Source organism: Flavobacterium sp. KACC 22758 (genome assembly GCF_028736135.1).
Classification (GTDB): Bacteria; Bacteroidota; Bacteroidia; order Flavobacteriales; family Flavobacteriaceae; genus Flavobacterium; species Flavobacterium johnsoniae.
This window is the reverse complement of sequence record NZ_CP117878.1, coordinates 3,321,971-3,335,889: the sequence shown is the minus strand read 5'-3', so window position 1 is coordinate 3,335,889 and position 13,919 is coordinate 3,321,971. Positions and strand designations below refer to the sequence as shown.

Genomic DNA, 13,919 nt, shown 5'->3' with positions numbered 1-13,919 from the left:
CTATATCGGTTAAAAAACACTGTTCGTCGATTGGTTTGGCGGTTCTGTATAATGCATTCTGTAAACGCGAATATTGGCACTACTTTAGATTAGTTTCTAAATGAAATTAATCCCTAAATTCTAAAAACATGAAAAAGTTAGTGTTCGCCTCAGTATTATTTATGAGTGTATTTTTTGCCCATGCACAAGTATCAATTAATGTAAATATTGGAACACCTCCAAGCTGGGGACCACAAGGTTATGACGACGACAGATATTATTATTTACCAGACATCGATGTGTATTATGATGTAAACCAAAGTGTGTTTATTTACGATAACGGTGGAAAATGGATGCGTGAAAAAAGACTTCCTTCAAGATACAGACAATATGATTTGTATTCAGGTTATAAAGTGGTGTTAACAGATTATAGAGGAGATGCTCCTTACACCTATCACAGTAAACACAGGGCTAATTATCCAAAAGGTTACAAAGGACAGCCTCAGAAAAACAGAGGAGAAAAACCGGTAAAAAATAACAAATCTCAAGGAAAACAGAAGTCTGAGAATAAAAGAAATAACAATTCCCAAAAGCAATCCGGTAAAGATCATGGACATTCACACAATGATCGTCATTAATTAAATAAATATGATAAAAACGTCTCAGGAATGAGGCGTTTTTTTTTGGTATAAAGCCAAAAAAGGCTGTCTTGGAAGACAACCTTTAATGACTAATAAAATAAAAATGTATTCTAAAGTTTTACTTTCCTGATTGGCTTTCAGGGCTCATAATAACTTCGACACTACTAGAACTATCCAAAACGTGCTTACTAAACTGCTGAATAGTTTTTTGATTAATTTTAGAAATTAAATTTTTATACTCATCATCCTGTAAAAAAGGAATCTGATTTAAGGTATTATTATAAATTGTAGTATTCCAGAAAGAATTGGTTTTAAGTGATTCTTCACGGTTTTTTAAAAGTGCTTTTTTAATGTCTTCCAAATCATTAGCATTTACCGGATTTGATTTTAAATCGTTTAATTCTTTCCAGACAATCTGCATTAATTTTTCTTCTTTATCTGGATTGCAGTCAAAAGTCAAGGCAAGACTAAAAGCGGGTTTTGGAATCATTTCCAGATTACCGCCCACATTTACGCCGTAACTGCCGCCTTCTTCTTCTCTAATAGTCTGAAGGAATCGTTTTGATAATATTTCTCCAATAATATAAATTGACAAGGCATTTTCCTTGCTGTATTCCGTTTTTCCAGCTAAGTTTAAATAAACGGTTGTTTTAGCCACTTCCATTGGGCGTTTAAAATGCACGATCGTTTTTCCTTTTTTAGGCTCAATGTTATGATCGATATAATTTTCTTTTAAAGCCGGATTCGATTTTATATTTCCAATATATATCTGAATCAATTCTAAAGCTGAATCCGGAATATTTCCAACAAAAACAAATGTAAAATCAGCAGCATTTTTAATTCGGTCACGGTAAATGCTTTCTGCTTTTTTTAAGTCAATCGTTTCAAGAAATTTTTCGTTGAATAAAAAAGTTCTTGCATTATGGTTTGAATTGGCTAAATCAATAGAATCCTTAAAAGCGCTTCCGTTATCTTTTTTAATAGTTTCTAAACGATTTTTATACTGTTCTTTTAGAATATTAAAAATGTTGGGGTCAAAACGAGGTGCTTCAAAAGAAAGATAAAGCAATTGAAGCATTGTTTCTAAATCGGCTTTATTTGAACTTCCCTGAAAACCTTGTGTATTCGCGCCAATAAAAGGAGCTGCCTGTGCCACTTTTCCGGTTAGTTTTTCTTTTAAACCAATGTTGTCAAAATTTCCTAAACCAGACGATCTTGCAATTGTTGTTGCAATTTCGGCAGAAGCCAGATCTTCTGTTTTTACAAGAGATTTACCGCCTTTTGAAAAAGCAGAAAATATAATTTGATCCTGCGAATATGTCGTTGGAAGGATAATTACTTTTGCATCATTTTCTAAAATATACCCTTTTGCATCTTTGATTCCGGCTACTTCAAATGTTTTCTTTATGGATGCAGGTTTTAATTCCTTATCAATTAAAGGAGCATTGTTTTCTTTTTTTGTGTAAGGTTCTAAAGTACTATTTTCTACTTTTTTCATTACACTTACTACCGCTTCTTTCGTTGGAAAATCATTTTTATCCTGGTCTGAACCTGTTATTAAAACAACTTGATTTGTTGGTTTTTGAATGGTTTGAGCATAAGCATTCAATTCGTCCAAAGTGATACTTTTTATAATACCAACAATTAACTTATAATCGTCTTCAGGGGAAAGAAATGGTTTTGCTTTTAAGAAATAATCGGTCAATTTATCTGCCCAGCTGTCATTATCGACTTTATCTTTATTGCTGATAAAATCATCGTATGAACTGATAAAAAGCTTTTTGGTTCTCTCTAATTCTGTTTTTAAAGCTCCAAAACGTTTTAAACGTTCGGCTTCTGTATAGGCTTCTTCAAATGCTTCGAGTGTTTTTCCTTTTTTGACAGAAGCGGTAATATTATACGAATTGTTTAATCTAGAAATTCCACTAAAATAGGCGCTTAAATTTAAACTTGAGCTTTGATTTTTTAAGAGTAATTCTTTAAAACGATTGTTTAATATATTGGTATAAAAAGAGTTCATTACATTTTTTCTTGTCACAGTACTGTCTTTTACCAATGGTTCGTCTGTAATATATCGCAAAGTAATTGTTGTAGATGAAGCTTCTTTATCAGATGCTGTTCCAAAATATAATTCATCATGTTTCGGAATTTCGGCATACGTTCTTACAGCTGCTTTTTTTGCCAAGGGAATACCTGAAAATATCGCTTTGACCTTTTCTTCCATTACTTTAACATCAATATCCCCAACAATTATTACAGCCTGTAAATCTGGTCTGTACCATTTTTTATAATAGTTTCTCAATTCAGGATATTTAAAGTTATTGATGATATTTAAATCGCCAATAACATCGCGTTTGCTGTATTTTGAACCTTTGTATAAAACAGGATCTGTCTGCATTTTTAAACGAAAATCGCTTGTACGGCGCGTTCTCCATTCTTCTCTGATAACGCCTCTTTCGGCATCAATTTCTTGATTGGTTAAAGATAAAGATCCAGACCAGTCGTGTAAAACCCAAAGAGTAGAATCGATTAGTTTTTCGTTGGTAACTGGAACTGTGCTGATGTTGTAAACAGTTTCATCCTGAGCAGTATAAGCATTAATTTCTTTACCAAAAGTTACGCCGTTTTTTTCCAGCATTTTAATGATTCCTTTTCCTTTAAAATGTTCTGTACCGTTAAAAGCCATGTGTTCCAGAAAATGTGCCAATCCGTTTTGATTGTCATCTTCGAGAATGGCGCCCACATTTTGAACAAAGTAAAAACTTGCCCTGTCTTTTGGCTCTTCATTATGCATGATATAATACGTTAATCCGTTTTTTAGTTTTCCGGTTACAACGTCTTTATTCAGCGGAATGTTGGTTTTAAATTGAGAAAATGCGCCTTGAAAAGACAAGGCCATAATCCCAATAATGATATTTTTTTTAGTGTTCATTTTGATGTTTTTTTATCTTCTGTTTCTTCTAATTAGTATAAAAGCACCACTTAATATGATTAATAAAGGGAATAACCCAATGAAAACGATTTTATTAATGAAAACCTGATTGGCATTTATTGTTATTTTCTTATCCGTATTTTCAGGTCGGGTCGTATCAATTGGAAATTCGTAATTACTGAACCAGTTAAAAACATCAGTCACAAATTGAAATGTTCCTGATCCGCCTCGGCTTAACTCGGCATTGCCCATAAAATCGGCATCTCCAGCCACAATTATTTTTTGTGACTTTCCATTTATATTTCTTGTTAAGGCAACGACAAGCGGAATTGAAGTAACAGAAGGCTGTTTTTTTAAATCTTCGGGAATTGACGTAATTCCTGTTTGAGATTCCCAAGCCGGCTGGCTGTTTGTTTTTAAAAGCGGCGTTACTTTAAATCCTGTATTTTTTGTGGTTGTAATACCGCTGCTTCCTAAAAATGGAATAGGATTGTTGTTTTTATTTTTGCTGAATTTAATGATCGCAGGATCTATATTTTTTTGAAGATCGGTTACTAAATAATCAGGAGAATTGGTTTCGCTTTCCTGAACTAAGGCTTGTTTTGTAAAACTTACTCCTAATTTATCTGTTATGGCAGCTAAAGCCGAATTAGTTTCTGGTTCTGCTAAAAGCATTAAATTTTTTCCTTCATCGATATATTTTGAGATTCTGTCTACAGCACCCTGACTTAATTGTGTTTTTGGATCGGCGATGATCAAAATTGAAGTCTGTTCCGGAATATTTTGTGCATTAATATCTACAGATGAAACATCAAACCCTTGGTTTATTAAGGAATATCTAAATGAAATTTCATTAAAACCTGTTTTATAATTTTTATCTCCGTTTTTGTCTACACTTCTTTCCATGTTTCCGGTTGCAAAAGCAATTTTTGGCGCAGGTACAACTACACGTTTTAAAGCCGCAGATATTTCTTTTTCCATCGGAACTTTAAACATATCATCATACATTCTTAAAAATGTCTTCTTTCCGTTGTATTCTATCGTTCTAACGACTCTGTTCTGCTCAGGTCTTAGATCAATAACTTTTTTAATTTCTTCGGGAGAATATAATTTTTTCAATTTTAAATCTTGCGTTTCAATCATTTTCTGCGCAAGTTGTTTGTCATTCAAACCAGGGTTTTGAGCATACAAAGCTTCATTGTTTGAAGTGTCGTAGTAGTAAACATATTCCATTTCTATTTGTGGTAAAAAACGGGTATATTTTTCAAAACTGGCAATATCTGAATTTTGAGAATAGGGCATAGCCATATAATAGTTAATGTCTAACAAGTTAACATAAGTTGTTATTTTAACCGGACCGTCTATTTTTTTTACGATATTTAAACTGGTTTCTGTAAGTGTTCTGTCTTTTGTTCTGGTCATGTCATAATACATCGATAATGAAGCTCTCGATGTAATATAGCCAAGTGCAAGAATTGAACTTACTAAAGCTGTATATTTTAAAATTCTTTGAGAAACAGATTGTGCATCTCTTCCTGTTTGTAATTTATAAATGCTTAAACCAATAAAAAGACTGCTTACCAAAACAAAGTATAAGACATCTTTACTGATAATTAATCCTTCGAGCATTTCGTTAGCACGGCCGGCAATGGAAAGGAAATAGGTAATATCTTTTACATACTCTACATCCTGCCATAATTTTCCAATAAAATTTAATCCGGCCAAAACAACTAGTGTACTTATTGCAGCCACAACCTGATAAGAAGTAAGACAAGACATAAAAAGCCCGATCGCCGCGTAGGTGCATACTAGTAAATACAAGCCAATTAGTCCTGAAATGGCAAATTTTAAATCTAAATTATCAATAGAGAAATAAGCTATAACAACCTGTAAACCAAGTATACCAACAAATAATAAACAATAAGCTGCTATAGCAAGGTATTTCCCTAATACGATATCTTTTATTTTAATAGGTGAAGAAAGTAAAAGTTTAATAGAGCCGCTGTTGATTTCACGGCTTACCAAACCCATTGTTAAAAGAGGCACATATAAGTACAGGTAATTCTGCATTTCTGTATATAAGCCGCTGTAACCTGAAAATATAGTCTGAGTCAAGTTCCCTAGGCCTTCTCCAATTTTTTGTGCTTTTTCAAAACGTTCAATAGAGTTGAAAAATTTCCAGCTTGACTGGATCGAAAATATAACTAAAACAACCCACGCAACAGGCGAATAGAACATCGTGTTGAGTTCTGTTTTAGCAATTCTGTATATAGTTTTCATTTGTTTATTTTTTAAGAAATAATAGTGTTTTTAGAAGGCGCTTTTTTTGATAATTGGGCAAAAATCTCATCGAGAGAAACTTTTTCAAATTGAATCTCGCGTAATTTCCAGTTGTTGTAAACGCTTAGTGAAATGATTTTTTCAGCCACTTCCTGTGTTCCGGTAAAAGTGATCTGTATTTTTTTAGGCGAAAGAAATACGGCATTTGTTATTTCCGGAATATCGGTTAAGGCAGAAATAGCAGGCGGATTTTCAAAACTTGCTGTTAATTTATCTGCTTCGATATAATTATTGAAAGCGTCAAGCGTGTCAGAAAAAACCATGTGTCCGTTTTCAATCATTCGGATATCCTGGCAAGTTGCCTGAACTTCAGAAAGAATGTGTGAAGAAAATATCACGGCCTTATCTTTAGAGATTTTTTTAATTAAATTTCTAACTTCTAAAATCTGGTTTGGGTCGAGTCCATTTGTAGGCTCATCTAAAACAACTAATTTTGGTTCGTGAATAATAGCCTGCGCAATTCCCACACGCTGGCGATATCCGCCGGAAAGATTGCGAATTAAACGATTGCTGAAATGCGAAATACCGCATTGTTCTTTGGCTTTTTCTACGGCGTTTTTTAAATCTTCTTTTTTTACAAGGCGCAATTGTGCGCAGTGAATCAAGTATTCATTTACCGTTAAATCTAAATGCAATGGCGGTGTCTGCGGTAAAAAGCCAATAAGTTTTTTGGCTTCAACAGGATTTTCTTTCAGGTTAATTCCATCAATAAAAATGCTGCCTTTGGTTTGGTTTAAAACGCCGCAAAGAATATTCATTGTGGTCGATTTTCCGGCGCCGTTAGATCCTAAAAGACCTAAAATTCTATTTGTTTTAATTTCAAAACTAATATTTTGTATTGCCCAATCCTTACTGTATTGATGCGACAAGTCCTCAACTCTTACAATTGTTGTTTCCATAGTGTTTTTTAAAATCGCAAGAATGTATTTTTACTGAAAACACATTCTTGCGTTACTTTTATAATTTAGTATCCTGAATTTTGGTTTAAGAAGGGATTAGAACGAATGGCAGGTTCTGGTATTGGGTATAAACTATCGGTAGTTTTCCAGATTTTATCAGATAAAACAGAGAGCGTTTCATCTAGTTTTCCAGTTCTTTTTAGATCCAGCCATCTATGGCCATTTTCGGCAAAAAATTCACGCTGTCTTTCAAGAGCAATTAAATCCAGAAGCTGGTTTGGATCTGTTAAAGTAGTATTGTCTAGTAAAGCTCTGTTTCTAATAGCATTAATGTCTTGCTGCGCTCCGGTAATGTCGTTTAATTTTACTCTGGCTTCGGCTCTTATTAAATACAATTCGGCCAGTCTAAATACAGTAGAACGTTCAATAGGCGATGATGTAAATCTGTTTTTATATTTAGTTGGAGCAATTCCTATAAATACACCCTGAGCATTTGTTATATTTCTGGTCCATTTTGTTTTTCTGTCATCACCGGTTTCAAAAAGTGCGTTTCCTTTTCTCAATAAAAAGGCTGCTGTATTGGCATCTATAAATACAGATGATCCTTCGTATGTATAGTTAACATTAAAATAAGGAATTTGCAGAATAGCTTCGTCATTATCTGAAATAAACGGACTATTTGTTGGCGATAAATCAGTAATTAATTCATAAGTTCCAGTCTGGCTTAATACAGCAGATGCATGAGCTGAGGCTTCACTCCATTTTCCTAAATAAAGATTTACTCTTGCCAGTAAGGTTTCGGCCGCCCATTTTGTTGCTCTGATTCTTTCTTCATCATAATTTTTATAATCTGTTGGAAGATCTTTTGAAGCATCGGTTAAATCAGTAATAATTTGTGTATAAACAGCCTCTTGAGATGATTGTGGCAGCAAAGCAGAAACATCAATATTAGTAGTCAGTACCAAAGGCACATTTCCCCACAAATTAGTCAAATTAAAATGAGCATAAGCTCTTAGAAATTTAGCTTCGGCAATCCACTGTTTACTTTTAACTGCATTAAGCGTAGTACTTTTACTGACACCTTCTATAACATTGTTAGCGTTATAAATAGTTTTGTACAGTTCGCCCCACATTCCGTTAATAGAACTGTCCGTTTCAGGTATTTCATTAGTACCATAAATAGTTGGAATACCGTTTGTTCGTATTAATTCATCTGATGTCTGTCCAAGAATAGAATGTATCTGATTGTAATAAAATCCAGTCACCATGCTTTGGTAAATTCCGTTTACAGCAGCTTCGGCTGTAGGATCTGAAGCATAAACGGTATTCGATGACAACTGATTACTTGGAAGATCAACTTCAAGTGCAGCATCGCAGCTCGTAAATCCAATTAAAAGAAATAACGAAAATATAGAGATATATTTAGTAGAAATATTTTTCATGATGAGTAGAATTAAAATGTAAACTGAGTTCCAAAAGTTATTGTACGCAACGGAGGTAATGCTAAACCTTGTGTTTCCGGATCAAGTCCTTTGTATTTGGTAAACGTTACCAGATTTTGTCCCTGAATCGAAAGTCGAATTCCCTGCAAATATTTCTTAGTTGCTGTATCTAAAGGAATTTGGTATGAAGCACTTACATTTTTAAGTTTTATATAAGATGCATCGATTACAGAAGCATTTGATCCCATATAATTAAAGAAACTGTTTTGATAACCAGAGCTTAAAATATTTCCCTGAGCTAAATAATCGTTATACTCATCTACCTGAAAATTAGCTGTTGAATACGGATAACCTGGCTGTGCTCCGGTAGAAGTCATTAAAGTTGTTCCTTCCTGTTTTACAAACTGGAACAAAAAGTCAAGTGTGAAATCTTTATAACTTATTGTATTAGATATTCCTCCGTAGTATTTAGGATAAGTTGGTCCGGCATATTTTCTATCCCCTCTGCCAGTTTGGGCAAATCCGGTAGAGATTCTTCCGTCTCCGTTTAAATCTTCAAACTGAGCAATTCCAGCATCGTTTACACCTGTAAAATTGTACAAATATCTGCTGCTTAAAGGATTTCCAATTACATATTGCGAGTAATAGCTCGTAAACTCTATCCCCGGAAATGATACTAACTTATTTGAATTGGTTGAAATATTAAAAGCAGTAGACCAGTTAAAGTTTTTAGTACGAATATTAGTTGTTCCCAATGTAAATTCCCATCCTTTATTTTCAACTTCAGCTGGTAAATTTGCTGTATACGTTGTAAAACCTGCCTGAGCACTAAGTGTATAGTTTACTAACTGATTACTAGAAGTATTTTTATAATAAGCCGCAGTAAAAGAAATACGATCGTTAAGGAAACTTAAATCCAGAGCAGCTTCAAATTTCTTTGTTAGTCCCCATTTGATATTAGGATTTTGAATTCTGGCAGCTGTCATCGATGCATTTCCATTACCGTAAGTACGAGTATCAAAAGTATCAGCGTATTGATAATTGTCAATGTCGTCACTTCCTATTTCTCCATAACTAGAGCGAAGTTTTCCAAAACTTAACACCGGAATATTTTTCATGAAATTTTCCTGAGTAAATATCCACGCACCACCAACAGAACCAAAATTTCCAAAACGATTATTAGCTCCAAATTTAGACGAACCATCTCTTCTAAAATTGATATTTAAAATGTATTTATTGGCAATATTATAGTTTATCCTGCTAAAAAGAGAAATGTATTTATACTCTGTTGTACCATTGGTAGCAGTTACGTTTTCTGCGGTTGCCAGGTTTCCAATTAAATTATCAGAACTGTAACCATTTGAACTAACATAAGAAGGCATTTCAGATTTTCTATTCTGCCATGAACCTCCCACAAGAGCCGTAAAATTTCCTTTCCACAACTCAGTAGTATAATTTAATTGTGGTTCAACAGTAAAATTATTAGTGTTATTTGTTGAAACAGTATAAGATCTTTGAAAGTTCATTTCGCCGCCGCTGGCTTCAGTATAAACATGATTACTTGCAGATCCCGGCATGAATTGTTTGGTCTGCATTTGAGCTCTTCCGTATCCAAGATCTGTTTTAAAAGAAAAACCTTTTGCAATTTCATACTGTAGATTAAAACTTGTTATTAAGTTAAGCCCTTTGTCATCAACTCTTTTCTCTAAAGCAGCAAGCGGATTAATATCACTAAAGTAATCTGGAGACCAGTAATAACTGCCGTCTGCATTGTATAACGGACGGTTTGGAGCTGTTCCAACCGCATAAGTTGTAATATCGAAAAAAGGAAGTTTGTTATTATCTGCAGCAAAAATTACAGAAGCTCCCACTTTTAATTTTTTATCTAATGTGCTGTGATTAATATTAAAATTGGTTGAGAATTTATCATAGCTGAAATTTCCCGGTACAACAGTAGTTTCTTTATGGTATGCACCGCTTAATAGAAAATTAGTTGTCTCATTTCCACCTTTTAAAGAGGCTGAATAATTATTGAAATTTGCTGTGCCTCCTATTAATTTTTTCTGCCAATTTGTATATGCATTTGGATCCCAGTCTACAAGAGCAATACCGTTACTGTCATTTGATGCAGTATCGCCATTATTGTTTAATGCTGTTTGAAGCATATTTAAATATGCAGGCGTGTCTAATGTTTTGGTAAAATGTGCTACTTCAGAAACTCCGGAGTTGGTAGTTATGGTAAACTCTGTTTTCCCGGTTTTCCCTTTTTTAGTAGTAATAAGCACAACGCCATTTGCTCCTCTGGAACCGTAAATTGCTGTTGCATCGGCATCTTTTAATATTTCAATGCTTTCTATATCGTTTGGATTAATAATATTTAGCGGACTTGTTGATTTTTGTGCTCCTCTAATAACATTTAGGTCCTGTACCTGCTGCTTGATATCATCTCCGATATAGGGAACACCATCTACGATATAAAGAGGAAGGTTACTGCCTTCAATAAAATTTCTTCCGCGAATACTAATGTTCATATCGCTTCCTGCATAGCCAGAAGTTTGCGTTACAAAAACTCCCGGCGCTCTTCCCTGCAGGGTTTGTAGAATATTAGTAACAGGTTGTTTTGCAATATCTTCAGAAGTAATTTTTACAACAGATCCTGTCGTAGTTCTTCTGGTAGTTGTACCATATCCAATAACTACGATTTCATCTAATTTAGCCAAATCGGGCTGCATTTTAATGGTAACAGTAGTTTGGTTTTCTACTGTAATCTGCTGTGTTTTATATCCTAAATAAGACAGCTTAAGGATGTGTTTTCCAGATGACAGCTCTATATAAAACTGTCCGTCAAAATCTGAAATACCCTGTTTATTGCCTCCTACAACAGCAATAGATACACCAGGCAGCGGCTGACCGTTTTCGTCTATAACTTTTCCGTTAAGCATGTAGCTGGCTTCGCTGTCATTTGCTGTCTTTTCAGGAGTTTTTGCAATTTCTTTTTTGTAAATCACAACATTTTTATCTACTTGTTTATAGACTAAATTACTGCCTTGAAAAACAGTGTTTAAAATGTCGCTAACACTTCGGCGTCCTTTTTGTGTTGTTACTTTTGGAAAATCCTTTATGATTTGCGGCTGATAAGCGAACAGTAATCCCGTTCTATTTTCTATTGTTTTAAATAAAGTTTTAATATCCTGGTTATGAAGCTCAATGTCAACAGATATTGATTCTAAATTCTGACCGCTCATTTCGGTTGCAAAGACCATATGAGTACCACAGGTCAATAAGAAAATGTGGAATAAACTGATTCGCATGATCATAATTGTTTTTTTTGACAAACGGAAAAAAGAGGATTTCTTTTCCCTGTCAAACATGGTTGTTTTACAGCGTAATTTCATAAATTTGCATGTTTTTAATGGTTACTGGATTAATTATTAAGAATCTTGGCCATCTGGTGTAGGAGCTGGATGGCTTTTTTATTTTAGTTTTTGGTTAATTGTTTTTTTTAAGGTTAATATTCTATTTTTAAAAGCTTTCTAAGTAGGAGGTTAGATCGCTTTATATCTTCATTTATTTATTTATTTATTTATTTATTTATTTATTCACAGCCTTTGCCTTCAATAACAACTGCTCCGGCTTTGTTGTAACGATATTCAGTTTCAATAACACTGCATATTACTTTTAAAACATGATCAAGATCTTCTTCATTTAAGAAACTTGCCGTTATTCTGCATTTGTTAATTTTCTCATTTGAGATTAAAATCTGCACTTTATATTTTTGAGAAATTAATGAAACAGCTTCCTGCATATTAAGATCATCCAGAATCAGGTAATTGCTTTTCCATTCGGTTACAATGGCTGCGCTGATATTATTCTGTTCATAACTCAAAGTATTTTTGTCTACTTTAATCTGCTGATTTGGAGTAATTATGCCGTACACTTTCTCTGTGTCTCCAACCTGAACTTTACCTCTGGTAACCGTAACTTCAATGTTTTTAGAAGAATTTTTTGCATTGATGTTAAAAGCCGTACCTAAAACTCTGGTTTGTACTTTACCAGTATGTACGATAAAAGGTTTTTGTTCATTTCTTTTAATGTCAAAAAAAGCTTCTCCTGTAAGTGTAACTTCACGTGTTTTATTGTTAAAAGAATTTTGGTCGTATTTTAAACTGCTGTTTTCGTTTAAAAGAACCGTACTTCCATCCGGAAGGTGAACCAATTGTTTTCCGCTGAAATCAATCAAAGAGTTTTCGGCAATAATATTCTGTTCAACAACTGGAACCGGTAAAGTGTTTTTTTGCTGAAAAAGAAACTTGCTGCCAATAGCAATTAAAGCAATAATACTGGCTGCAGCGACGATAATGCGTACCATTTTTTTACGGCTTCGTTTTTGAGGTTCCAAAGTCACCACTTTTGGCTCGCTTACAGGTTTAGATAAAATATATTTCAGGATATAATCTCCCTGCTCTTTATCTAACACTTTAGAAGCATCATTATCTTTAAGCATCAAATGAATTTTTTCTTTTATAAAATCATCATGTGTGCCTTTTTTAATAATCTCCATCATTTTTTGCTGCTCGATTTCGGAGAGATTATTTTGCAGATAACTTTCAAATAATTCTTCAAATTTGTTTTGCTGCATTGTTTGTAAATTAAATTAGTACTTGTTTGTAAATGGTAAATTGGGGTCAGTTTTTTTTTTTTTTTTTTTTTTTTTTTTTGAAGAACCCTGCAGTTTGTTGGGGTAAAACCAATTATTGCAATGATCTTTATTATAAAGACGATTGAAAAATAGGGAGGGAGTAGTGGAAAGTAAAAAAAATGTAAAAAAAACGTAAAAAAAATATCCAGATGCCTTTTTTTGAAAGAAAAAACTTTAGAGTTTATATTTTGAAAAACAGAAGCAATGTCATGAACATATTCATGTAAGGGGAAATTTTGACACGTACAAACTTTAAAGCCTGAGACATATGTTTTTTTACGGTTTCTGTAGAAATGCCCAAATCTTCACCAATTTTTTGATGACTTAAGCCTTCCCATTTTGCCATTTTGTAGATTTTTTGCTGCTGCGGAGGAAGCTGCTCTACAATTTCATTTAAAAGAACAGCATACTGCTGTTCTTTTATTTCAGTATCAGTATCGTTTGCAGAAGCATTTTGATATTTCATATCAGAGACTAAACTGGTGTCTCTTGCAATTTTTTTAAGTGTATCAAAAATATGATTGCGGGAAATAATAAAGAGATAATTTTCGAAATGGGTAATTTCAGCTAAATTTTTCTGATTCTGCCAGACTTTTAAAAAGACATCCTGTACAGCTTCTTCGGCTAAAATTTTTGATTTTGTTATTTTAAAGGCTGTACCAAAAACAACATTTTTATATTCATTATACAGCTTCGTAAAAGCCATTTCACTTCCCTGAGACAACTCGTACAAGAGTCTGCTTTGATCGGAACTGAAATTTGATGACATGGCTTAGAATATTGTATTGCTTTTGACAATATTATTACTTTTTTGAATATATGTGTTGTTTTAATGTAAAATAATTGAGAGAAATATGGTTTTGGTAATATTATGCAAGAAATATTTCATGATTTTTAAAAAAATAATAAGCATTTTATAAATCAACGAAAAGTACTATTTTGTGTACAAAGAATTAGAAGCAGGGATATTCGAGATCGAATTTATGT

At 33.5% G+C, this 13,919-nt stretch carries 8 protein-coding genes; 1 reads left to right on the top strand and 7 read right to left on the bottom strand.

Going from position 1 to position 13,919, the window contains the following annotated elements:
- The first annotated feature begins 128 nt into the window (after nucleotides 1–128).
- Complete coding sequence (locus tag PQ462_RS14175) at nucleotides 129–617, top strand: hypothetical protein (protein ID WP_274250468.1); 489 nt, start codon at nucleotides 129–131, stop codon at nucleotides 615–617.
- Nucleotides 618–738: 121 nt separating this feature from the next.
- Here the strand turns inward: PQ462_RS14175 and PQ462_RS14170 are convergent, their stop codons facing one another.
- The 7 genes from PQ462_RS14170 to PQ462_RS14140 all read right to left on the bottom strand — a co-directional run bounded on the left by PQ462_RS14170 (nucleotide 739) and on the right by PQ462_RS14140 (nucleotide 13,701).
- Nucleotides 739–3,552, bottom strand: coding sequence for a M16 family metallopeptidase (locus PQ462_RS14170; protein ID WP_274250467.1), 2,814 nt, complete (start codon nucleotides 3,550–3,552; stop codon nucleotides 739–741).
- 12 nt (nucleotides 3,553–3,564) lie between these two features.
- Entirely contained in the window at nucleotides 3,565–5,832 is a 2,268-nt protein-coding gene (locus tag PQ462_RS14165) for a Gldg family protein (protein WP_274250466.1), read from the bottom strand.
- A gap of 11 nt (nucleotides 5,833–5,843) precedes the next feature.
- Nucleotides 5,844–6,791 carry an ABC transporter ATP-binding protein gene (locus PQ462_RS14160; RefSeq protein ID WP_121360832.1) on the bottom strand — a complete coding sequence of 316 codons (948 nt, stop codon included), beginning with the start codon at nucleotides 6,789–6,791 and terminating at the stop codon, nucleotides 5,844–5,846.
- 65 nt (nucleotides 6,792–6,856) lie between these two features.
- Entirely contained in the window at nucleotides 6,857–8,233 is a 1,377-nt protein-coding gene (locus tag PQ462_RS14155; protein ID WP_274250465.1) for a RagB/SusD family nutrient uptake outer membrane protein, read from the bottom strand.
- An 11-nt stretch (nucleotides 8,234–8,244) separates the two neighbouring features.
- Nucleotides 8,245–11,628: a SusC/RagA family TonB-linked outer membrane protein gene (locus PQ462_RS14150; protein ID WP_274250464.1), complete on the bottom strand. Its 3,384-nt coding sequence runs from the start codon at nucleotides 11,626–11,628 to the stop codon at nucleotides 8,245–8,247.
- Between the two features lie 200 nt (nucleotides 11,629–11,828).
- Complete coding sequence (locus PQ462_RS14145) at nucleotides 11,829–12,872, bottom strand: FecR family protein (protein ID WP_274250463.1); 1,044 nt, start codon at nucleotides 12,870–12,872, stop codon at nucleotides 11,829–11,831.
- A 241-nt stretch (nucleotides 12,873–13,113) separates the two neighbouring features.
- Nucleotides 13,114–13,701 carry an RNA polymerase sigma factor gene (locus PQ462_RS14140; RefSeq protein WP_274250462.1) on the bottom strand — a complete coding sequence of 196 codons (588 nt, stop codon included), beginning with the start codon at nucleotides 13,699–13,701 and terminating at the stop codon, nucleotides 13,114–13,116.
- Between the last annotated feature and the right edge of the window lie 218 nt (nucleotides 13,702–13,919).